18 protein-coding genes are annotated in these 23920 nt (G+C 42.4%); 8 read left to right on the forward strand and 10 right to left on the reverse strand.

The window, feature by feature from the left end; genetic code table 11:
- Nucleotides 1–141: 141 nt before the first annotated feature.
- Nucleotides 142–2145, reverse strand: coding sequence for a transketolase (gene tkt, locus H6G05_RS04365; protein WP_190576633.1), 2004 nt, complete (start codon nt 2143–2145; stop codon nt 142–144).
- Nucleotides 2146–2417: 272 nt separating this feature from the next.
- Between tkt and H6G05_RS04370 the strand changes: the two genes are divergently transcribed.
- Both H6G05_RS04370 and H6G05_RS04375 read left to right on the forward strand, forming a co-directional pair.
- On the forward strand, nt 2418–2564 hold the full coding sequence (locus H6G05_RS04370) for a hypothetical protein (RefSeq protein ID WP_190576635.1): 147 nt from the start codon (nt 2418–2420) through the stop codon (nt 2562–2564).
- A gap of 121 nt (nt 2565–2685) precedes the next feature.
- Complete coding sequence (locus tag H6G05_RS04375) at nt 2686–3867, forward strand: amino acid ABC transporter permease (protein ID WP_190576637.1); 1182 nt, start codon at nt 2686–2688, stop codon at nt 3865–3867.
- Nucleotides 3868–3915: 48 nt separating this feature from the next.
- On the opposite strand, the gene H6G05_RS04380 is transcribed toward H6G05_RS04375, so the two are convergent.
- Nucleotides 3916–5853, reverse strand: a complete 1938-nt coding sequence (locus H6G05_RS04380) for an ATP-dependent nuclease (protein WP_190576639.1) — start codon at nt 5851–5853, stop codon at nt 3916–3918.
- Between the two features lie 273 nt (nt 5854–6126).
- Here H6G05_RS04380 and H6G05_RS04385 point away from each other — a divergent pair, with 273 nt between their 5' ends.
- Nucleotides 6127–6684 carry a deoxycytidylate deaminase gene (locus H6G05_RS04385; RefSeq protein WP_190576641.1) on the forward strand — a complete coding sequence of 186 codons (558 nt, stop codon included), beginning with the start codon at nt 6127–6129 and terminating at the stop codon, nt 6682–6684.
- Here H6G05_RS04385 and H6G05_RS04390 read toward each other — a convergent pair whose 3' ends face one another.
- The 3 genes from H6G05_RS04390 to H6G05_RS04400 all read right to left on the reverse strand — a co-directional run bounded on the left by H6G05_RS04390 (nt 6685) and on the right by H6G05_RS04400 (nt 8391).
- Nucleotides 6685–7224 (reverse strand): formylglycine-generating enzyme family protein, encoded by a 540-nt coding sequence (locus H6G05_RS04390; RefSeq protein WP_242025251.1) that lies wholly within the window; start codon nt 7222–7224, stop codon nt 6685–6687. It lies immediately after the preceding gene.
- A gap of 277 nt (nt 7225–7501) precedes the next feature.
- Entirely contained in the window at nt 7502–7684 is a 183-nt protein-coding gene (locus tag H6G05_RS04395; RefSeq protein WP_190576643.1) for a hypothetical protein, read from the reverse strand.
- A 356-nt stretch (nt 7685–8040) separates the two neighbouring features.
- The gene (locus H6G05_RS04400; RefSeq protein ID WP_190576645.1) at nt 8041–8391 is read right to left on the reverse strand and encodes a formylglycine-generating enzyme family protein; all 351 of its coding nucleotides are present in this window, start codon (nt 8389–8391) and stop codon (nt 8041–8043) included.
- A 227-nt stretch (nt 8392–8618) separates the two neighbouring features.
- Here H6G05_RS04400 and H6G05_RS04405 point away from each other — a divergent pair, with 227 nt between their 5' ends.
- Nucleotides 8619–9443, forward strand: a complete 825-nt coding sequence (locus tag H6G05_RS04405) for a type IV pilin-like G/H family protein (RefSeq protein ID WP_190576647.1) — start codon at nt 8619–8621, stop codon at nt 9441–9443.
- 208 nt (nt 9444–9651) lie between these two features.
- Here the strand turns inward: H6G05_RS04405 and H6G05_RS04410 are convergent, their stop codons facing one another.
- Nucleotides 9652–10806, reverse strand: a complete 1155-nt coding sequence (locus H6G05_RS04410; RefSeq protein WP_190576649.1) for a pyridoxal-phosphate-dependent aminotransferase family protein — start codon at nt 10804–10806, stop codon at nt 9652–9654.
- Between the two features lie 85 nt (nt 10807–10891).
- Between H6G05_RS04410 and H6G05_RS04415 the strand changes: the two genes are divergently transcribed.
- On the forward strand, nt 10892–11326 hold the full coding sequence (locus tag H6G05_RS04415) for a hypothetical protein (protein ID WP_242025241.1): 435 nt from the start codon (nt 10892–10894) through the stop codon (nt 11324–11326).
- A 2-nt stretch (nt 11327–11328) separates the two neighbouring features.
- Nucleotides 11329–13572, forward strand: coding sequence for a caspase, EACC1-associated type (locus tag H6G05_RS04420; RefSeq protein ID WP_190576651.1), 2244 nt, complete (start codon nt 11329–11331; stop codon nt 13570–13572).
- A gap of 383 nt (nt 13573–13955) precedes the next feature.
- On the opposite strand, the gene H6G05_RS04425 is transcribed toward H6G05_RS04420, so the two are convergent.
- Nucleotides 13956–14270, reverse strand: a complete 315-nt coding sequence (locus tag H6G05_RS04425; RefSeq protein WP_190576653.1) for a hypothetical protein — start codon at nt 14268–14270, stop codon at nt 13956–13958.
- 564 nt (nt 14271–14834) lie between these two features.
- Here H6G05_RS04425 and H6G05_RS04430 point away from each other — a divergent pair.
- Complete coding sequence (locus tag H6G05_RS04430) at nt 14835–19055, forward strand: DEAD/DEAH box helicase (RefSeq protein ID WP_190576655.1); 4221 nt, start codon at nt 14835–14837, stop codon at nt 19053–19055.
- Here the strand turns inward: H6G05_RS04430 and H6G05_RS04435 are convergent.
- The 3 genes from H6G05_RS04435 to H6G05_RS04445 all read right to left on the reverse strand — a co-directional run bounded on the left by H6G05_RS04435 (nt 19052) and on the right by H6G05_RS04445 (nt 22210).
- Nucleotides 19052–20848 carry an ABC transporter substrate-binding protein gene (locus tag H6G05_RS04435; RefSeq protein WP_190576657.1) on the reverse strand — a complete coding sequence of 599 codons (1797 nt, stop codon included), beginning with the start codon at nt 20846–20848 and terminating at the stop codon, nt 19052–19054. The two genes, H6G05_RS04430 and H6G05_RS04435, sit on opposite strands and share 4 nt — an antisense overlap.
- A gap of 126 nt (nt 20849–20974) precedes the next feature.
- Nucleotides 20975–21454 (reverse strand): 2-C-methyl-D-erythritol 2,4-cyclodiphosphate synthase, encoded by a 480-nt coding sequence (ispF, locus tag H6G05_RS04440; protein WP_190576658.1) that lies wholly within the window; start codon nt 21452–21454, stop codon nt 20975–20977.
- Between the two features lie 114 nt (nt 21455–21568).
- Nucleotides 21569–22210: a DUF559 domain-containing protein gene (locus tag H6G05_RS04445; protein WP_190576660.1), complete on the reverse strand. Its 642-nt coding sequence runs from the start codon at nt 22208–22210 to the stop codon at nt 21569–21571.
- 253 nt (nt 22211–22463) lie between these two features.
- Here H6G05_RS04445 and xdhA point away from each other — a divergent pair, with 253 nt between their 5' ends.
- Nucleotides 22464–23882, forward strand: a complete 1419-nt coding sequence (xdhA, locus tag H6G05_RS04450; protein ID WP_322096324.1) for a xanthine dehydrogenase small subunit — start codon at nt 22464–22466, stop codon at nt 23880–23882.
- Nucleotides 23883–23920: the final 38 nt, after the last annotated feature.

Genomic DNA, 23920 nt, shown 5'->3' on the forward strand with positions numbered 1-23920 from the left:
TCATAAACCAAGCATTTGTCTAACATCATTTAAGGTGAACGCAAGTTCACTTCAATCAACCAGCGATCGCCTTAGACATAAAAAAAGCGCACTTAGTGCGCTTTTTTATGGAAATCTTTCTCAAGGAAATACTTCTACTATTTAACCGAGAACTTTGCGAGCAGTTGCTACAACGTTATCAACGGTGAAGCCAAACTTGGCGTAACCAATAGGGCCAGGAGCCGAAACACCGAAGGTATCCATACCGATCGCTGCACCTTCAGAACCGATGTACTTGTGCCAGCCAAAGGTGCTACCAGCTTCAACACTGACGCGCTTCTTGACAGATGCAGGAAGTACGGATTCTTTGTACTCATCAGATTGCTCATTGAAGAGTTCTTGACAAGGCATAGAAACTACGCGCACTGCCTTACCTTCGCCCGCGAGGATAGCGGCTGCCTTAGTTGCCAACTCAAGTTCCGAACCTGTAGCAATCAAGATCAGGTCAGGATTTGCTGCATCAACAACAGTGTAAGCACCCTTCTTCGCGCCTTCGATGGAAGTACCAGCGAGATTCTTCACATTTTGACGAGTGAAGGCTAGGAAGCTAGGACGCTTACGGTTAGCGATCGCTACTTGATAAGCAGCAACGGTTTCGTTAGCATCCGCAGGACGGATGGTCAAGGAGTTAGGAATGACACGCAAAGAGGCGATCGTTTCTACTGGTTGGTGAGTAGGACCATCTTCACCAAGCATTACGGAGTCGTGGGTGAGGATGTACAGTACACCAATTTCTGACAAAGCCGAGAGACGCATTGCGCCACGCATATAGTCAGCGAATACAAGGAAGGTCGCACCGTAAGGAATTGTGCCGCCGTGGAGGAACATTCCATTCATGATTGCGCCCATCGCGTGTTCGCGCACACCAAAGCGGAAGTTACGACCTTCGTATGATCCATGCTGGAAGTCAGCAAGCCCCTTAACATAGGTCATGTTGGAGTGAGCCAAGTCAGCGGAACCGCCCAAGAATTCAGGAAGTACAGGAGACAAAGCATTCAAGCAAGCTTCGGAAAGAAGACGGGTTGAAGTTTCCTTTTGAGCAACAGGCTCAAGGGCTTTTTCCCAACCTTCAGGAAGTTCGCCAGCCATGATGCGTTTGTATTCAGCAGCTTCGGCAGGATAGGCTTTTTCGTAAGCAGCAAAGCGCTCATTCCATTCAGCCTCAGCCTTAGCACCCTTATCAACAGCTTGACGGAAACGAGCCAGAGCATCAGCAGGAACATCGAAAGGTTCATGAGTCCAACCGAGATTAGCGCGAGTTGCCGCAACTTCATCGCCACCGAGAGCCGCACCGTGAACGCCAGATGTACCAGCTTTCTTAGGTGAGCCATAACCGATGGTGGTAGTAACAACGAGCAAGCTAGGCTTGTCGGTGACAGATTTGGCTTCAGCGAGTGCCTTGGCGATCGCATCTAAGTCTTCGTTACCATCAGCGACCTTGACAACGTGCCAACCGTAAGCTTCATAACGCATAGCCACATCTTCGGTGAAGGCTAAGTCTGTGCTGCCATCGATGGAGATGCTGTTGCTGTCATACATCATGATCAGCTTGCCGAGCTTGAGGTGACCACCCAAGGAAGCAGCTTCAGAAGCAATACCTTCCATGTTGCAACCATCGCCAAGAATCACATAGGTGTAGTGATCAACGATATTGTGACCAGGTTTGTTAAAACGTGCCGCTAAATGTGCTTCAGCGATCGCTAAACCAACGGCATTACCAACACCTTGACCAAGAGGTCCTGTGGTGACTTCTACACCTGCGGTTTCAAAGTTTTCAGGGTGTCCTGGGGTGGGGCTACCCAATTGACGGAAATTTTTGATGTCTTCGATGCTAACGCTGTCATAGCCAGTCAGGTGTAGCAATGAGTATTGCAACATACAGCCATGTCCTGCGGAGAGGACAAAGCGATCGCGATCGACCCACTTAGGATTTTTAGGGTTAAACTTTAAAAACTGATCGAACAGCACAAAAGCCATTGGTGCTGCGCCCATCGGCAGACCGGGGTGACCAGATTTTGCCTTTTCGACCGCATCGATCGATAAAAAGCGGATGGAGTTAATGCAGAGTGTCTCAAGAGTTTGAGGTTTCGAGGGTGCAGCGACCATAGTTACAATTGCTTAAGAAAATTTTGTACTCAATCAGATACATTTTCCCTCAAAACTGTCCCATACAATAATAAATTTTAAGATTTGGTATCATCCGACTCAGTTTTACCTATGAACATCAGAACTTGTGTCGAAACTCAAACAATTATTAAGCAACCTTAAAATCAGCAATCCCTGACAATGTAAGTATTAAAATATACAGAGTTAGGGATCAAGCCCTACATTAATCCTAAAAATTAAGTTCTCTAGATATTCCTTTGAGGGTGATAGTTATGAACGGTTTAGCAAAAAAATTTAGAAGCATGGTGGAATATCTGAGCGATGCGATCGCTAAAATTTTCTCCCCAAGCAAAGATGATTTCCCCGCTACTGGCGCACAACCTTATAAAGGCGATCCTGCCTCTGAAAATTCTAAATAAAACCCCAAAACTGATTTTGCTATTTTCAAAAAAATATAAGGGAACGCTTTGCGTTCCCTTATATTTTTTTGGTGTATTGTTTATGCAGCGCATTGCGCGGTAAATAATTTGTAGATGCATCATGACGCAAACTTCGGTCACGCCACCACTCCTAGCATCACAGAGTCCTCTAGCATGGGCAAAAAAAAATCTATTTAGCAGTTGGCTTAATAGCTTACTTACATTTTTTTGTATCTGGTTGTTATATCAGTTTGTAAGTAATGTCTGGCTTTGGGCTACAACTCAAGCTCAATGGTCAGTAGTGAGTAGTAATTTGCGGTTGTTTTTAGTGGGGCTTTATCCTGTCGAAGAGTTTTGGCGATTGTGGAGCATTTTAGCGATCGCAGGCAGTTTGGCAGGAATCTCATGGGGGCTATGGGGCAGATTTAGTCGGTTTGTGGCAATCTCTATCGGTGCACTTGCGATCGCCCTTGCAATCTTGCTACCTGTTGATGGCATCTCCAAAGTTTTGACTTTAGCAATTAGTGGCGCGATTGGGCTTGGGTTTCTGGTCGGTCAGCAAGGTAAGAAATTTACTCAAAGTTCTCTGATTTTGGCGATCGCATGGTTTGCAACTTTACCCATTTCTCTATGGCTAATTGGTGGCAATCTGGGATTAACAGTCGTTGATGTGAATGTTTGGAATGGACTAGTTTTAACCTTGATCGTGGCGATTTCAGGGATCATCTTTTCTTTCCCATTGGGAGTTTTGCTAGCTTTAGGAAGACAGAGTACATTGCCCTTAATTAAATGGTTCTGTGTCTTCTATATTGAAATTGTGCGCGGATTGCCACTAATTGGCATTCTATTTATGGCGCAAGTGATGCTGCCCTTATTTTTACCAGCAGGTTTAGAGATAGATCGCGTTTTGAGAGCGATCGCCGCTTTTGTATTTTTTAGTGCCGCCTATCTTGCGGAAAATGTGCGTGGTGGCTTGCAGTCAATTCCTAAAGGGCAAGCAGAAGCCGCTAGAGCCTTGGGATTAAATATTCCCTTAACGATTACTTTAATTGTTTTACCTCAAGCTCTCAAAGCTTCGATACCTGCAATTGTTGGTCAATTCATTGGATTATTTAAAGATACTTCACTAGTGGCGATCGTCGGTCTAGTCGATTTGATGGGTGTGTCTCGTACTGTCTTATCACAGCCAGAGTTTATTGGTCGCTATGCTGAAGTTTATCTATTTGTGGCTTTAATCTATTGGATGTTCTGCTTCTCCCTATCTCAAGCTAGTCAGAAATTAGAGAAAAAGCTCCAGACTTGATCCAAAAAATCAAAATACCCGCTATATAAGCACTTTGATTATTTTGGATCAAATCCTATTTAAGAAATTCCATTGATTCATCCAAGTCCCTTTATTGACGACTTTAATCAGTTCTATAAAATCAGTTTCACAGGAAAAACTAACCCCATACTGCTGTGTGATCGCATGAATAACTACTTCAACATCACTCTTTCGCATTAGCCAATAATAATTAGCTGTTTCTAAAGTATCTTGCAAATTCCTCCTGACTAAATTAGTTAATTGAATATCACTTTGAGGAATAATTGCGGGTTTGCCAAATAGAGCATTTGTTTTTTCTCTAATATCTCTATACCTTTGAGCCACCTCTTCAATAAATTTATCAGTATATTTTGCTTGTAATAGTTGGTGAACCTTGGCATATTCATGTTGAAGAGATAGGAGCAATTCATTCCTATCAACTTCACGATTAGTTTTAAGTTCTAACCATTGGCTAATCAGCGATGACAATAATTCTAGATTCTCAAAAACGGTAGACTCAAAGGTATAAGCATCACAGCTAAATACCTCTAGCTGATACTTTTCTTTGAATTTAGCAATAATTGCTTGCTGGTGATCATGATTTAGATAGTCTTTGTCAATCACAACACAGGATTTTTGCCATAGATTCTGACCATTTTTGATCGCAGAAAATACGGTCTTATAGGCAAGTATATTTTCAAATACTTCACTAACACCTCCTAGCACCCAAAACATATATCGCTTTCTGATCCCCAATTGCTGCTTTAGTAATACATTTAGATATCTTGCATCATCTTCGCCCTCCACAAAAATTAAGCGATCGCATTCTATGGCATTAATAAAATCCAGCCCTGTTATTTCGCCAACCGTGCGAATAATGGGATTGATTAAAGATGGATAAATCCCTTTAAAGCGTGGTTGCAACTTCTCAATTTCAGATTCATTAATTGGGTGATACTCACCGATAGATTTCCCATCTAAATGAAATAGATGCTCAACAGGAACTGAGCGAATAAAAGACTCATTATGTGTAGAAATTATAATTTGGGTATTGGCAGAGAATCTGGTGATTATTTCAATTAAACGTTTTTGAATATCTCGATGAATATAGCTGTCTGGCTCATCTAACATAACCAATCGAATTTCTTTCCCTTGCAGGTCTACTAGATAAAAATTAACTAATATTTCAATTAGTTGTAATGTACCACTACCTAATAATGAAAGGTCTTTAGGATTTTCGTTTGATTTGGTTTTATATTTGACAACAATATGACTATTCTCAGTATCCTCGAAAATAAAATCAAATGATATTTTACTTTGATTGTTAAATAGAATGTAGGCTAAATCTCTTTGAAATATATCAAAAGTGGCAGGAAATTTAGAGATTTGGAATAGTCTATTTCTAATAACTGAACTAGATCTATGATCCATACATGCCTGTTCAACTTCCGCTAAATCTATATATTTCTCAGAAGGAGCCACAGTTGCTATTGGTGAAGCATAGTAAATACTAAATGTGTTTGGCAATGATCTAAAAAATGAATTAAATTTTACAAAATCAAAATTTGTATGTTTATCTAGTGCAATTTTGTAATTATACTTTAATCCACTAATACTAAATTTAATCTCAAGAATATCACCTTCAGCATTTTGGAATGTTACACCTAACTTTATTTTATTTTTTATCTGGCATTCATAAAAAATATCTTCAATATAATACTTAGAACTACTCTGGAGTTGATCAAAACTACTAAATATATCTGATCTTAATCGGAATATCCAATCTTCTTTTTTATATTTTTTTTGATTTCTAATTGCTTGAATTATAAGTTTAGTAAAGCATTCATGCCATAGAGATAGAGCTTCAAGAACTGTGGTTTTGCCAGAATTATTTTTTCCTGTCAATATGTTTACATCTTTATTGAAATATAAAGTTACATCTTGAAATGATTTAAAATTTTGGATTTGAAATTTCTGGATAAACATGATTTTCGATATTTATGCTTACATTAGCCAATTTTAACAGCGCATTTTTAAATTTATCATCACCTAGTTCTGGAATTTCATATTGAGTTCCCACACTTCGAAGGTCTCTTAGTACATCGGGGATATCGCTAACATCTATTAGCTGCATAAATTTATAGGTTTGGGCTTGAAGCTAAAGCGCTGTAAGTGCTACTTTAAGCAGCCTATGGTAAGCTCTAGACATTGCGGTGAAATATTCTACCCTATCCTTCTAAGCTCTATTTATTTTTTCCTATGACAGAATTGATCGAAAAAGCCGCATTTCAGCAACGCCCCACATGGGACGAGTACTTTATGCTGCTGACTAAACTTGCCGCCATGAGATCGACCTGTCTTGCCTTTCCTGTGGGAGCCGTGATTGTTAAAAATAAGCAGGTACTTGCCACGGGCTACAATGGCTCACCCTCAGGCTCAGTCCATTGCACGACGCAAGGTTATTGCTATCCAGAGATGAGTAATTGCACCGTGAACAAAGATTTTCCCTCAAGGGCTGTTCATGCTGAAGCCAATGCGATCGCGCAAGCAGCTAAACATGGAATTTCCACCGATGGTGCGAGTATTTATGTGACTTTGGAACCCTGTATTTCTTGTTTAAAGCTGGTGGTGTCGGCGGGTATTCGCGAAGTTTTTTATGAGACGACTTTTAATAAAGGTAATAACGCAGCTCTATGTAAATCCTTTGTAGATGAGGGCTTGGTAGCTCTCAAGCAGATTAAGATATCACCATCAGTACTGCGAAGAGCAGATTTATTTCTCAATTCTCCCACCTCTGAATTACGTTTATTTCCTTAGCTACTTAGACAGAGCGATCCGAAATCCATAATAGTTGTACCAATTTACAAATGGATCTTTGCGGCGATTGGTAGCTCTACATTCCCATGCATCATGATTCCAAGAGCCTCCTCTTAAGACTCGATATTGTGGATCGCCTCCCAAATCCCACACTGAGGCATTTGTTGGTCTACCGCGATAGTCTTTATGCCAAGGATCTGCACACCATTCCCAAACATTCCCATGCATGTCATATAAACCAAAATTGTTAGGCGAAAAAGTGCCAACAGGGGTCGTCTTGTCGCGATATTTTACAGAAGCTTCAGATTCATACTGAAATCTACCGTCATAGTTGGCAAAATCTGAGCTAATCTTATCTCCAAAATAGTAGCGAGTAGATTTCCCTCCCAGACAAGCATATTCCCATTCTGCTTCACTAGGTAAACGATAATTTCTGCCCGTCAGTTTACTAAGGCGATCGCAAAACTCGATCGCATCAACCCATGAGATATTTTCAACAGGAGCAACTTCATTTTTAAAATGTGAACTGTATTGTAGCAGACATAAGTTAAATTATTTGATTAAGGTGTAGAATTGATAGTATTGATTATAACTCAGATATTGGGTGGTAATTTGGGAAAAAGTAATGTTGGGTTTCGTAACCTCAACCCAACCTACAAGATCGGCGATCGCACTTTCAACAGCCCAAAATGATCGCACTTTCAACAGCCCAAACTATCACAATCTTAAAGTTTAATCAACAAGAAGACCACGATCACACTACACTCGTAAGCGATCGCACTTCAAAGGCTAACAGCAAATCATGGAGATCGTCAATTTATGAGCAATCCCCATATTCGATCACATCAAACACATTAATGTCTCCGTGATTCCAGTCTGCTTCATTCGGTTGCCCGAGTATAAATGTAAACGTCACAGGAGTTCCACGTCGTTCATAGGGTTGCAATCCCGCATTATAGCTACCACAAGCACTGTTCCGACTCGATCTCGGACATGTCATGGCCAGCTGCCAGCGCCAGGCGATTGTTCAGTGAACGTACAAAAAATGCGATCACAGGTCTCAGTCGTGAATTCGTTTTTTCCACCGGGCGCTATTGTGTCGCCCTCAGACAAATTCTCGAACCTCTCACATTCGATATTGGTACACTTTACCACCACCCCAGTGTTGTTCTTAACGACAAGTTTCACTCTCGTACTCATACTCGTACTCATAATTTTCTACCTTTCAAAATGATAATTTTCTACCTTTCAAAATGGGTTACAACTCAATAATATAGGTTTTCCTACCGTCAACATAACCAAAGTTTACAAAACTTAAGGAAAAATTCCATAAAATCCACTAAACCCCTACCCTGCCTAACTTCCAGCCCCCAACCTTCTCGCAAAAATCCTTAACTTGGGAAAAATCCCCCCCTCCCAAACAATCCATAACCGCCAAAGAAAAAAACCTAAAAAACGAATTGCAGGATTAAGAGGAATACTGATTTCAGGTAATTTTGCCACTGCTTGCCACTGCCTTTGAGTAATTGGAAATTTTCCTAGATAAAATGAAGATACTTTAACTAGTTGTGATGGTCTCTCACTAGCGTAGCCTTCTTCATTATGAGCTGTTCCCATAACAAACTTACCTTCAGGAATATGTACCAACTCTAAAAAATTATCTACCCCCAAATATTCGGAAAACACTTGGCTAAGTTTCTTCTCCATAGTTAAATTTTTCTAAGTCTTAGAGTATCTTTTAAAATTAGTCTAAATTGTAATCTATCAATATGCAAATCCCTGTCTTCAGAAAGATTTTTACCAATAGATCAATCACACTAGGGTTATGCGATTTAATAAGGAACCCGATTTTTTGTGGCGTGGCGAAACCGCACCACAAAAAATCGGTTCTTTATTTCACTGCAAGCCCCTTAATAATTACGATTTCATTGGTTATGACAGGATTGTTAAGCGGTTGTAACAACATAGGCGATCGCGCCAAAAACTCAATCAATTACAAACTAGCGGGGACTTGGGAATTCAAAAATCAAAATGGAGTCAAAACTGGTACAGCCATTTTTGAGACTCAAAATGATGTTGATGGGAATATTTACATTTTGTCTGATGATTTGCCATTAGGTAAGACTGCGATCGCAGGTACTTTTAAAGTCAACTCCAGCAAAACGCCTCAGCAAATTGATCTTACTTTTGGCGTTCTTACTACCCAAACTATCTATGAAATCAATAGTGATGGACAATTAAAAATAGCCAATTCTGTTCCAAATCAGCCTCGCCCCACATCACTAGATTCCCAGCCTCAACAGCTAACCAAAATCTCGGATAGTACAACTATTTCTAGTGACATCAAAATCTTGCGATCGCAAGATTTGATAGCAACTTCAGCCTTAATTCGAGAAGCAGAGAGTAAGTCTTCCATTCGCGCCATCATGCGATCGCAGCAGCAAGTATTCCAAGCGCAAGGACAATTCACGTCTGATATCAATCAATTAAAATCGGGATTATCGCTGAATTCAGAGTTCTATAGCTACAAAGTTACTAACTTAGGAAATCTGGCGCAGCATAGCGCGGTTCCTTTAAAGGATGGATTGAAATCTTATACGGGTACTGTCTATGCGATCGCTAGTAATGATGCTAATCAAAAAGTCACAAAGTTACTTCTGTGTGAAAGCAATGTTCCTACTAAACAAATACCTTCTAAACCGCAAAATCAAGATGAAGGTTATAAATGTCCAAATGCTTATACTTCAATCAATCCATAAAAAAGGGGCGCAAAGCGCCCTTTTTTTATGGATTGATGTTATGTGGAAAGAATTTTTGTGATGGCAGGGGGCTAGGCTGGCACGGGGGCACAGCCCCTACAGAATCCAAATTATTGGGGTAGGGGCAATCCCCCCGTGGTTGCCCTGCTTCGCTAGCAGCAATAAATTCATCATCTGAGTTCCACGTAACATCAGTTTATAAAGAAAGTTAGCCGTTCAGAACTTCGATCGCAGCTTTTACACCAGCACCGTAAGTGAAATTAGTGTAGCCAAGTGCCGAAATCGATGCTTCGAGGGCAGCGATCGCAGTGAGAATATCGCGATCGCCGACGAAGCCAAGATGTCCAATGCGGAAGATCTTCCCATTGAGATGATCTTGACCACCAGCCATGACAATATCGAACTTCTTCTTAATTGTGGCGCGAATCTTTTCTGCGTCCAGTCCTTCAGGAGGAACCACTGAAGTAATCGAAGCACTTGCGGCTTCATCAGGAGCCAATAAGCCCAGATTCAGAGCCTTGACTGCTGCCCTTGTGGCTTCACGATGACGCAAGTGACGCGCAAAGATATTTTCTAAACCTTCACGTTGCATGATCTCTAGTGAAGCTTGCAAAGCCATTACCATATTCACGGAAGTAGTGAAAGGAGTGGAATTTTTTGCAGCATCTTTACGAGCTTTGCCCAAATCGAGATAGAACCTAGGGAGATTCGCAGTTTTATAAGCTTCCCATGCCTTAGGACTGACAGCCACAAATCCTAACCCGGGGGGAATCATGTAACCTTTTTGAGAACCAGAACCGACCACATCTAAGCCTAATTCGTCGATGGGAACATTCATTGCTCCCAAGCTGGTAACTGCATCAACGATGATCAGTGCCTTTTCATGGGCTTTGACATGGCGATTAATCGCGACTAAATCGTTAAGAACACCCGTCGAGGTTTCGCTATGGGTGATAATTACCGCTTTGATTTCCTTATTGGTATCCGCCTCTAACTTGACTCGGAAATCTTCGGGATCAAGAGCCTTGCCCCATTCCGCTTTGATGACTTCGGCATTGACACCATAGGCTTGACAGACTTCGACCCAGCGTTCGCCAAACTTGCCATTATCGCCAACAAGGACGCGATCGCCTTTGCTGAGGAAATTAATGATGCCTGCCTCCATCGCGCCCGTACCGCTTACGGTGAGAATTAATACATCATTAGTGGTTTGGTGTAGCCACTTGAGCTTGGCGGTCACATCTGCCATGACCTTGCTAAAATCACCGCTACGGTGTCCGATGGGAGCTTTTGCCAGGGCCAACAGAGCCTGTTCAGGTACAGGTGTTGGACCTGGGATCATTAACATCAACTTATCTTCCATGAGTCGAAATCTTGAATACTTGGTTAAATACTAGATCTAGTATTGTATAGCAATTGAGATGTTAGGGACTCGCAGTGAAATAAGGATGCGATACAATATCGAAAAGTTACCGAAATTTCTCGCAGTCATGACTTCAGAAAACAGTAAAAACCAGTTTGCTTTGACGATCGCCTTTACTGATGCAGAATTGACATATACAGAGCGTGATGATGAGTTGGTGCAGCTATTTGATGATTTGAATAATCGCTCTGACATTGAATCAGTTACTCGCTTGCGCGATCCCAATCCTCCCGATGGGAATAAGAGTGGTGGTGGTTTGTTGGATTTGCTCAAGGCAGAGGCTAATCCTGCAAATGCTTTGAAGGTATTGAAATTTTTGGGCGATCGCCTTGGCAATAAACCAATTTCTTTAGAGGCTGAGGTCAATGGTGTCAAAATGAAGGTCAGCGCCTCTAGCGAAGAAGAGGTTAAGTTTGCGATTAATGAAATTAACGAATTTATCGAAAAGCATAAGGCTTAAACATGGGGCGATACGCGCTACTGATTGGCATTAGCAATTACACCAAAGGGCTTGATCTTTTACCCAGTGCGGTGAAAGATGTCGATGCTTTGCAACAAGTTTTGCTCAATCCTGAGATTGGCTGCTTTGCGGATAGGGATGTGGTGGTGCTGAAGGATGCGGAGAAAGGTGCGATCGAGACAGCGATCTATCATTTGTTTGCCAATCGTAAGCCCGATGATCTGTTGCTATTTTATTTCTCAGGTCATGGTGTGACCGATGATCGCCGTGATTTTTATTTCACTGGTACTTCGACGAGCAAGGAGGCTTTGCCTCCTACTGCAGTGTCATCGGTGTATGTGCAGACGCAAATGTATAACAGCAGGTCACAGCGTCAAGTAGCGATTTTGGACTGTTGCCATAGTGGGGCATTTCCTAAGGGGATGAAGGCGAAGGATATTGGCACGGTAGACATCAAACTAGGTGGAGAAGGTCAGGCGATTTTGACGGCTGCGGATTCGAGTCAATATGCCTTCGAGCAGGAGGGTTTTGAGTTGTCGCTCTATACGCATTTCCTAGTGGAGGGGTTGAAGACGGGGGCGGCGGATCGTGATGAGGATGGGGATGTGTCGGTGGATGAGTTGCACGTCTATGTGGAGGGAAAGGTTAAGAGTATCAATAACAGTATGTCACCAAAGTTTTTTGGTCAGAAGGAGGGGCATCGGATCGTGTTGACGAGGGCGGCGCAGGATGATCCTAAGCTGAGGTTTCGGAAGGAGGTTGAGAAGGTTGTTAAGCGGAGTAATGGAAAGATTTCAGTGATCGCTAGAAATTTATTAATTGAAAAGTCGGAATGGATTGATTTCTCTGAGGCTGAATCGATTATCAATGAGGTTTTACGACCATATCAGGAATATTCTAGAAAGCTTAAGAAGTATGAAAATGCGTTAACAGAGATGATTGTGGAAGAGTTTCCCTTTAGTGAAGTTACACAGGAAGAATTACGAGAATATGAAACCTATTTAGGTCTCCGTGAAGACGATTTGCAGACAATTAAGAATCGGATAGTTGGTACTAAGCAAGTTGAGTACGAGCAGCAGTTGCAACAAGAACAAAGACAAGCCGAGGCTGCACGTCTGAAGCGTCAGCAAGAAGAGGATGAACGCTTGAGATTACAACAAGTTGCTGAAGCAGAGAGCCAGAAACAAGAAAGCGATCGGCTAGAGCGTTTGAGGATGGAGGCTCAGGAGGAAGATCGGCTAAATTGGTTACAGGAAGAAGCGGAACGAACCAAAAGACAACAGATTAAGCCTGCTCAACCTGAGTTTGAATTTGAGATAATTCAAGTTAAATTGGACAAGAAAACAGTAATTGTCCAGAAAGAAGTTGATAGTTTTTTTGGATTGAGTAAAAAGTTGGTTGATACAGAGGAGCAGCGAGTGACTGTATCTCTAGACCGCAAAAAAGGGAAGGTCGAATACATTTCTGAGAATCTAGGCAATGGTGTCACTCTCGATCTGGTTAGGATTCCTGCGGGAAAATTTATGATGGGAATGCCAGCAAATGAGAGTCAAATTGCACTTGAGAATGCTAAGAAATATGATCTGTCAAATGCTGAAACATGGCTAGATTGGTCAACGCTGCAGCATGAAGTAAAGGTTCCTGCTTTTTTGATGGGGAAATACGCTGTAACTAATGCTCAGTGGCAATCAATAATGGGAACAAAGCCATCAGAAAAGTCTGATGTTAAGTTTCAAGGCAAAACCCAACCAGTAATCAACGTTTCATGGGATGATGCTAAAGAGTTTTGTAAAAGACTCTCTGAGAAACTCAAAAAGAATGTTAGGTTGCCCAGTGAAGCTGAATGGGAGTATGCTTGTCGCGCTGGAACTACTACTGACTTTCATTTCGGTGAAACCATTACTCCCGAACTGGTTAACTATAACGGTAACTATCCCTATGTAGATGTACCAAAGGGAGAATATCGTAATCAGACAGTTGATGTGCAGAGTTTTAGCCCGAACGCATGGGGCTTATATCAAATGCATGGCAATGTTTGGGAATGGTGCGAAGATATATGGCATGAAAATTATAATGGTGCGCCCAAGGATGGCTCTGCTTGGCTAACTGGTGGTGAGCAGAATAGACGCGCTCTGCGGGGTGGCTCGTGGTACTACTATGCGTTTATTTGTCGTTCGGCGAATCGCTACAGGTTCTTTGCGGATCTTTGCAACAACAATATTGGTTTTCGGGTTGTTGTTGCTTGAGTTCCCTCCCTTTTTCTTGCGCTGAGCGCTTTTTCTTTGCTCTTTGCGTTCTATATTTTGCACTTAGGTCAGTGACTGTGGTGCTAATTTTTATGAATCCCCACTACTACCATCCATAAAGATCCCATTTATAACCAAGATCCCCGACTTCTTCTACTTCATCCAAGATTCCTTTCAAGTTCACAAAAGAAGTCGGGGATCTGAATCCCTCACTACCATCCACAAAGATCCCATTTATAACCAAGATCCCCGACTTCTTCTACTTCATCCAAGATTCCTTTCAAGTTCACAAAAGAAGTCGGGGATCTAAATCTTACCTGAATCTCTACTATTATTCATCTAACATCAAAGCCCTCAACTGAGGAATTGAAGGAAGACTACATTCAGTTAGAAAAAAAATGATACTCCTCATCTGAACCAATCATCGAACGAACTAATTCCATTGAAGACAAACTTCCATTTCTAACACCTGCATATTCGCTAAAGCTAGAAAACTCCCATGCTGAAGCAGACCTCACTAAATCAGCCTTAACTGGATTAAGGTGAATATAACGAACTAAATGCACCAAATACTCATCAGAATCAACTAAAATCGTCTTAAAACTCCCCTGAAATAGCGAGCCAACACGATTAAAACGCTTATTAACTGGTGTTACGTGGATGGAATTCCAGTAATCATCTAAGTCTAGGGCTGGCAAGGGGGATTGCCCCTACAAAATCAAATTATTGGAGTAGGGGCAATCCCACCGTGGTTGCCCTGTCATGCTTGCAGCTTGCTCTCTCAAAAAATATCGTTTGGAAATTGTTACCACGATTATAAACATGGTAATAACGCCATTGCTCAAAATTTATGGAACGACTTGGCATAGATTCATTTCATTGACAGAGACTGAGACCCCCGACTTTTTCTGTAAAGTCAGAGAGTATCTCTCAACTTTACAGAAAAAGTTGGGGATCTGTTCAGCCCAGATCCATTACATGGGAATGTAACGATCGCACATGGTGGTAAGTCCAGATCTATCGTGGTGCTAGGGATAGCATCCAAATATCAAACCGAGTCAGCTATTTTAGTAGGGAAACCCGAAAGATTAGCTGACTTATCCAACATGATGCTTTAGAAACCATTCATTAGGATCTGTATTGAAAACCAGATTTTTGCTAAGATTAATAATTGGTAACAAATACAATCCAAATTTTGGGCTTATTTTGTTGCCATCGATCGCAAATTCTGCTAATCATCTAGACACAATAAAACCCCTGATATGCCTGATTCTCAAGTTGATTCTGCGAAGCTTTATGAAAACCTGACAGCTAGTTACCGCAAATTGTTGCCACTAGAAAAACAGATGATCCAAGTATTTGCGATCGCCTATGAACCAGTTAATCGCAGTGTATATTTCGATTGCCTACTTCAGCTTGGAATTAAGGACAAAGATAACAAGCACTTTACAGGGATTAGTTTAAAGACATATATTGATCGATTTTTAAAATTAGGCTTGCTCACTCAAGATCGCTCTCAAGGTGCTCAATGTAACGCCTCTTTAATCGATATTGTGATGCGGGACGCAGTAAAGTCAGGACAATTTGAGAAGATTGTCAATGTAATTGAATTGCAAATCCCTGTACCTTCTTATGGAAGAACTGATTCACGCACTTTCAGAAGTGAATCACAGTTTATCCGTGAAGTCAGGATTGGGATTTATCGCCAAGACATTAAGTTTGTCACCAAGCAGTTTGAAGACTTCTATCGCTATGGCTATTCTCAACAGAAAATCACCTTAGATGCAATTTTGTATCAAGCCTGTAGTAATCCCTTTGATCCTGAGTGGTTCCAAACCTTAAAATTAGAATTCTATGAAATCGCTTTAGCGACGATTTTGACTAATGGAATGCTTAAGTTGAAGCCAACCGATGAGGCTTTAGCACTTTTATTAAAGGAGTTTCAGTCAAAAGGCGATCGCTGTACCGATCAATTGCTGTTGATTTTGATGGAGCAGAGTCTATTACGGGCGGATTTAGAGACTGCCCAAGACGCTTATAATCGCCTATCAAGTGACTACAAAGAAGCTGGTGAAGCTGTATTAGCTTGGCTATATTTTCTGAAAGGCGATCGCGAATATGCGATCGCTCAGTTTCGGCAATCCTTAAAGATGATTAGAAAGGCTACAGGTAAGCGTCAAGTCTACTTCAGTGGCGAACCAGGGCTATTTTTTATATTGGCGTTGATTCAGGAAGGTACTGCTGAAAGTATGCGCGAAGCTGAAGGCTATACGGCGATCATGGCTAAGCAGACAAACCATTGGTTGCAAGTCACCTATAGCAGACTGCAAAAGGTTTTGAAATTCCAGTTAGGTGATATTCCCCAAAAGGATTTGCTCAGTAGTGAATATATCCATAATCATACTGAGAGTCATTGTTTGGAAGCATTTTTTAGTGCGCTCTGTCTTTATTGGGCAAATCCTGAAAAATCTAGAATCGAGTTACCCAAAATTCTCGAACCATTGCTCAAACAATCGGTAAATGCAGGGTATCACTGGATATCGATGGAAGCAGCAGAACTATTGGGGGAACTGGCAACTAATTCTATTCATCAAAAACATGCTCAAAAATTACGACAAGGGAATCAAATTGCCACAATTGTCAATTTGATTCGTCCTCAGGAAACTTGGGAATTAAGTCTGAATGCGTTGCTAAATCTTAGTAAATCGCCACAGGAGCAAGCAAAATCAGCCAATAATTCACCACAGAGACTAGTTTGGTTTATTACTTTTAATAAGGGAACCTGTACAATCCAGCCGCGAGAACAAAAAATCAATGCGAAGGGTGTATGGAGTGCGGGGCGAAATATTGCGGTGAAGCGACTAAAAGAGTCAGTACATGAGTTTCCCTATATGACTCCACAGGACATTCTGGTTTGTTCCCATGTTCAAGTCTATTCCTATCATGGCTATTATGGGCAGAGCCAGTATGAATTTGATGAAGATACGATCTGCGCCTTAGTTGGACATCCCCTAGTATTTTGGGAAGATTCGCCAACTACTCGTGTGGATATTGTTAAGGGAGAACCAGAACTACTCGTCAAAGCAAGTAAAGGCGATCGCCTAGTTTTAGAATTTTCGCCGCAATTAAAAGATGGACAGAACTTTGTAGTCACCAAGGAAAGCCCCACGCGCCTGAAGGTGACACAGGTGACCGACTCCCATCGCCGCATCACCGAAATTATTGGCAGAAAAAATCGCCTCGAAATTCCCGTGGCAGCTAAAGAAAAAGTACTTGCGGCGATTCATGGCATCTCTTCGATTGTGACGGTGCATTCGGATATTGGCGGCGGTGTTAGTAATGCCGAAGAAGTACCATCGGATAGCAAACCCCATGTGCATATCTTACCTGCTGGCAGTGGCTTAAAAGTCGCAGTGTTAGCGCGTCCCTTTGCCAATGCGGGAGCCTACTATCGTCCAGGGACAGGCGGGGCGACGGTGCTAGCAGAAATAGATGGTAAACGCTTGCAAGCAACCCGTAATTTAAAGGAAGAGAAAAAGTTAGCGAATGAGGCGATCGCTGCTTGTCTCACTCTGGGTAATTATGAAGAACATGAGAGCGAATGGACAATTGACGATCCCGAATTTTGCTTGGAATTATTACTGGAACTGCAAGCATTAGGCGATCGCATTGTCTTGGAATGGCCCGAAGGCGAAAAGATGCGAATTAGCCATCGTGCTGATTTTGGCAACTTTCGGATGACGATCAATCAAAGCCGTGATTGGTTCGCCGCCGAAGGTGAACTACAGTTAGGCGATGATAAGGTGTTGAATATGCAGCATCTATTGGAACTTCTCGATAAAACTCCTAGCCGTTTTATTCCCCTTGGTGATGGTCAATTTTTAGCTCTCACCCATCAGTTCCGCAAACGTCTCGATGAGTTTCGTCGCCTCTCCGAAAAGCATGGCTCAGGAACTAGATTCCATCCCTTAGCAGCTTTAGCTCTAGAAGATTTTGTCGATGAAATTGACGATCTTAAAGCTGATAAACATTGGAAAGCCCATGTCAAAAGAATCAAGGAAATGCGGAACTTCTCGCCGCAGCTACCATCCACCTTACAAGCAGATTTGCGCGACTATCAGATTGAAGGTTTTGAATGGTTAGCAAGGCTTGCCCATTGGGGAGTCGGCGCTTGCTTGGCTGATGACATGGGCTTGGGCAAAACCTTGCAGTCTTTAGCATTGATTTTGACTCGCGCTACTCAAGGCTCTACCCTAATCGTTGCGCCAACTTCAGTCTGCATGAACTGGATCGGGGAGGCTGCAAAATTTGCGCCAACCCTGAATGTAATTGTGTTTGGTACAGGCGATCGCCAAAAGGTGTTAGACAATCTCCAACCCTTTGACATGGTGATTTGTAGCTATGGGTTACTTCAGCAAGAAGAAGTTGGAGAAATGCTAGCCAAAGTGCAATGGCAAACGGTTGTGCTGGATGAAGCGCAAGCAATTAAAAACACAGCTACCAAGCGATCACAAGCAGCGATGAATCTCCAAAGCGGCTTCAAACTAATCACGACTGGCACACCAATCGAGAACCATCTTGGCGAACTGTGGAATCTATTTCGGTTTATTAACCCCGGACTATTGGGTTCCCTTGATAATTTCAATACGAACTATGCCAACCCAATTGAGCGATCGCAGGATCGGGAAGCCCGCAATCAACTCAAAAAATTAATTCAGCCCTTTATCCTGCGACGCACCAAAAACCAAGTATTGCAAGAGTTACCATCTCGTACCGAAGTCACGCTACAAGTGGAACTCACCAAAGAAGAACTCGCTTTTTATGAAGCATTACGTCGTGAGGCAGTTGCGAAATTAAGCAGCACTGAGGCAAATGCAGGTCAAAAGCATTTGCAAGTTCTTGCCGAAATCATGAAATTGCGCCGCGCCTGCTGCAATACCAAACTGGTCAGACCCGATATTCCTTTACCCAGTTCTAAGCTTCAGCTTTTCGGCGAAGTGGTCAGTGAATTACTGGACAACAAACACAAGGCGCTAGTATTTAGCCAATTTGTCGATCATCTACATATCATTCGCGATTATCTAGATTCCCAAAAGATCAGCTATCAATATCTTGATGGCAGTACTCCCGCCAAAGACCGCAAAAAGCGCGTAGAGGCATTTCAAGCAGGTGAAGGTGATGTCTTCTTGATCAGTCTCAAGGCTGGCGGTACGGGTTTAAATCTCACTGCTGCTGATTATGTCATCCACATGGACCCTTGGTGGAATCCCGCCGTGGAAGATCAAGCAAGCGATCGCGCCCATCGCATCGGGCAAAAACGCCCCGTCACGATTTATCGCCTTGTGGCAAAGGGAACGATTGAAGAAAAGATAGTCGATCTGCACACTCATAAGCGGGATCTAGCAGATAGTTTGCTGGAAGGTACGGATATGAGTGGCAAGGTCACTACCGATGCATTACTGCAATTGATTAATGAGATTTAGGACTTCAGTTTTAATTGTTCTACATTCCATAATGCACCCGTCACACCTGTACTGCCAGCCAGTGATGATGGTTGAGCATTCTCCACGCGATCGCGCACAGCAACTAAGTACAAAGGTATCGTTAAATGAATTAACGGTAATTGCTCCTGTACCAATTGCTGATATTCGGCATAGATGGCTTTCCGCTTAGTTTCGTCTAGTTCCTGTGCGCCTTGGATCATCAGCGAATGGATTTTCTTTTCCCAATCAGCAACCTCACGACCGGGGAAAGGCGGTTCATCACCAACTGGCCCCTTATTAAACATATGGGAATCTCCATCAGTTGCCCAGAGATTAATCGCACTATTGGGTTCAGCACCTCCAGTAAAACCAAGAATCGTCGCATCCCATTGCTTTGAGTTGTCGAGTTTATCGGCGATAATCCGAAAATCGACTGGATTAAAGTCAATTTTCATGCCAATTTTTTCTAAATCGCTTTTAATTTGCGCTCCCATCGCAACTCGACCACCCGCAGGCGCTAGCAAGGTAAAGCGCACGAGATTACCTTCAGCATCAAGTAATTGTTGTTCAGCATTATATTTATATCCCGCTTGCAAGAGAATCTCTTTGGACTTTTCAGGCAGGTAATCGTAAACCTTAAGTCCTTGTTCGGGGGGAAAGAAATAGGGGCTAGGGATCGAAACTGGTGAATTTTGGGTTTGGGCTAAACCTCTCGACAGGTTGGTAATCATCGCTTCGCGGTTGAGCGCATAGGCGACAGCGCGGCGAAAGTTAACATCATTAAACCATTTGGATTTTTTCGGATCAACAAAGGGTTCATTGGTTTTCGGATTTCTGCCCTTATTGAGATTGAACATAATGAATGCTTGCCCTGTGGCGGGACCCGCATTATAAATTTTGTAGCGATCGCGTTGTTCAAAACGCTTCAATAGTTGGAAGTCTTCACCACGAAGGCGATACATATCAAGATCTTGCGATCGGAATCGCAGCAGAGCAGTATCTGGTGATTCGACAATCTGCATTACAAATTGCTCGATATAGGGCTTTCCCTTCCGCCAATAGTAGGGATTAGGTTTATAGATCACCCGTTCTGAGGGTCGATATTCTTGGATTATATAAGCTCCACTGCCAACTAATTGACTAACAGGTGTACTCAGAGTCCATGTTTCGAGAAACTTTAATTTTTTGTCTGGCGCATTAGGATCTTCTTGGAGAGTTGGTTCAAAGACATGTTTTGGTAAAATGCCAATTCCGCCTAATGTGCGTAGAGCAGGAGCAAAGGGTTCACTCAGTAAAAAAGAAATGCGGCGATCGTCAAGTTTCTCAACCTTGGGAAGAGTCTGCGATTGTCCAACACGAAGGACATCACGAGTACCAGTGGGAATTTTCTCATTAAAGAGAATATTTTGATAGGTAAAGAGAACATCATCCACGTTAAGTGGTTGACCATCTGACCATTTCAGATCAGGACGCATCGTGAAAATAAGTTGTTTGCCATCCTGCTGAAATTCCCATTTTTCGGCTAGTTCGGGTTCTAGATCCTTTGTAATTGGATTTTCTGAAATCAAGCCAGTGAGGGTATAGCCAATAACGATGCCACTATAAGCGTCATTAATTAAAACTGGATTAAAAGTTTTGATATCACTATCAAGTGGAACTACAAGTCGATTTGTGAGGGCTTCTGGTTTGACCGCGCAACCCCAAAGCAGCAGCGAACACATACTGATCAGTAGTAGCAAGACGATTGCTTTCCATTGTTTCACCTTGGTTCGTTTCTGAATGCTTCTTCTCACGATCGCCATCTTCCCTAAAAAATAAACAAAGTAAACATTAAGATTAAGAGCTTTTAGATACTAACCATTTTTATGGCGCGGCTTCGCCGCGCCACAAAAATGGTTCTTTATTTTACTGCGAAGCCATTAGCTTTTAGTTAATAAAACTACTGCATGAACGGCGATCGCTTCTTTCTGACCAATCGCATCCATGCCTTCGTTAGTAGTCGCCTTCACACTGACACAATCAATTGGTAAATTCATCGCTTGGGATAGGCGATCGCGCATAGCCTTAATGTGGGGTTTGAGTTTTGGGGCTTCAGCGATCACCATCGCATCAAGATTATTCACGCTCCAACCCTGTGCGCTAATTAATTCTTGCACTTGTTGTAAGAGCATGATGCTATCGGCTCCTGCCCATTTTGGATCGGAGGGTGGGAAATAATGCCCAATATCGCCAAGGGCAAGCGCTCCCAACATTGCGTCCATGATTGCATGGGTAAGTACATCAGCATCACTATGTCCTAGTAATCCTTTTTCGTAAGGAATTTCAACTCCACCAAGGATCAGGCGGCGATCGCTAACCAGTCGGTGCAGGTCATAACCATTGCCAATGCGGATATTCATAGATGATTAGATGCTGATTTGCTAAATTTAACTATTTACAATAGTAAGCCTATTTTAAGGCAGTGATATCTTTGACAATACAATAAGGTTAAGTTTTGAATTTTCTAATTTACCCTAGAACTCTACTGTTGAATCGCATTCTAAAATATCGTCATCGTCATCGACTTCTTCTCTAGACATAGTACTTAACCTTACAACTTTCTCAAACCACATAAGAGGATTATCAAGTTCCTCACGCAATCGGAGAAAAGTTAAACCTTCACTTTCTAGAATCTCATCTCGCTTATTATCTAGTTCGCGTCTATCTTTGTGTACTCCGTAACCGTCAATCTCCACTACATACCACAAACTCCCTTTAGGAGAGCCATTGTCATGACCACAAAAAATTCCAAAGTCAAAATGTAACCCTGCAATTTCGATTTGTGGAACAAAAGCCATTGAAGATGGACCGCTCCAATAGGCAGCCCATTCCGTGAACCAGCCAGCCCACGGCTCAACAAACCATACAGCAGGATATTTCTTCTCGTTATATTCTATCTCAGCATAACTCAGACCACTAACCCCATGTCCTGCTTGCTTTGCTGTTTGTTCAATGAAATGATAAGCACCAATTAAATACATGATTTCAAGGGTTGACTGACACAATTTAAGAACTTCCAAGATATGTTCTACTTTATGCATTTCTGGCAGCCAAGAATCTAAGCCAAGCATATTACGGCAAATATATCGAAGTTGATTTTCAGTGATGATTGCCATTTGAATACCTTTATTGATAATTTTACTAACTAATGATTAAGTCTTGAATGGGCTATAGTCAATGATCTACTCGTAAAAGAGATCTATAGAACAGTAATTTTTCAGGTAATCGCCTTTATTGCATTAAGTTGCTGAACACAGAATCCTAAAAGAATTAGCAAATGTATCTTGGCGCACTTTAAGCAAGCCAAATACGTTAATTAATTAAAATTGTATTCACCTGTCAAATTGTGACTCCAAAAGAGAAATTCCCGTGACTCAACAGGTAGCGACCATTCCCGTAACTGATTTTACGTTCACCCTCAACGGTGCAACCTCCCGTATTGAAAATATTTCCCCGTCAAAAACTTTACTCCACTACCTCCGACAAAACGGCTATGTGGGCACAAAAGAGGGTTGTGGTGATGGTGACTGCGGTGCTTGTACTGTGGCGATCATTGGTCAAGATAGTCACGGGCAGCCCCAATATCAAGCGGTGAATAGCTGCCTAGTCCCCATTGGTGCGATCGCGGGGCGCGAGGTCATTACCGCCGAAGGGATCGCCAATGGTCAATTACATCCAGTCCAAGCTGCGATGGTAGAGATGGCTGGATCGCAATGTGGCTATTGCACCCCAGGTTTCATTATGAGTATGTTTGCGGCTTACTATAATCACAGTCTCGGCGATGACATTTGTATCGAGGGAAATCTCTGTCGCTGTACGGGCTACTTACCAATCCGTAAAGCCGCGCAACTATTGGCGAAAAATAATGCTGATGATCATTTTAGTGCGGCGCTAGTTAGCAAAACTCCTGATTTGGCAGCGATCGCCTATACAGGAAGTGAGCAGCAATTTTATCGTCCCATCGAGCTAACGGAAGCCTTGCAACTACTTCAGCATTATCCTGAAGCAACATTGGTCGCAGGAGCAACGGATTTAGGGCTAGAAATGAGTTGGCATCGGCGCACCTATCCCATATTGATTTCCTTAGAGGGAATTACAGCGCTTAAACAAATCCACCAAACCGATGACTATGTGGAGATTGGGGCGGCTTTACCCCTCAGTCACATTGAAGATTTGCTGCATGGGATTTTCCCAAGTCTTGATGAAATGCTGCATTGGTTCGCGGCGCGACAGGTACGCAATCGGGCGACCCTCGGCGGTAATATTGGTACGGCTTCCCCCATTGGCGATTTGCCACCTGTGTTATTAGCCCTTGATGCGTCAGTAAAGCTGGTGGGCATTGATGGCGATCGCAGTTTATTACTTGCAGATTTTTTCAAAAGCTATCGACAAACAGAACTAAAACAAGGTGAGATTATCCATTCTGTGAAGATTCCTAAAACGATTACTTCTGGAGCAACAAAACGGCTTAGTCAGTCCTACAAAATTGGTAAACGTGGTACGGATGATATCAGTATCGTTGCGGCTGCTTTTGTGATTGATATTGATGATCAGCAGAATATTATCCATGCCCGTCTCGCCTATGGTGGTGTTGCGGCAACTCCGATTCGGGCGATCGCTGTTGAAGAAATGCTCATCGGTCAACCTTGGACAATGGCAACTGTGCGATCAGTAAAGCCTGCTCTGTATGAAGTATTTACACCCTTAAGCGATCTACGTGGTAGTGCCAATTATCGCAAGATGTTAGTAGGCAATCTGTTTGAGAAGTTTTTTGTTGAACATACATAGCAGTTGAAGCTTCGCTTCAACTGCTACCTTGTGGATTC

The organism is Phormidium tenue FACHB-1050 (genome assembly GCF_014696925.1).
Taxonomy (GTDB): domain Bacteria; phylum Cyanobacteriota; class Cyanobacteriia; order Pseudanabaenales; family Pseudanabaenaceae; genus Pseudanabaena.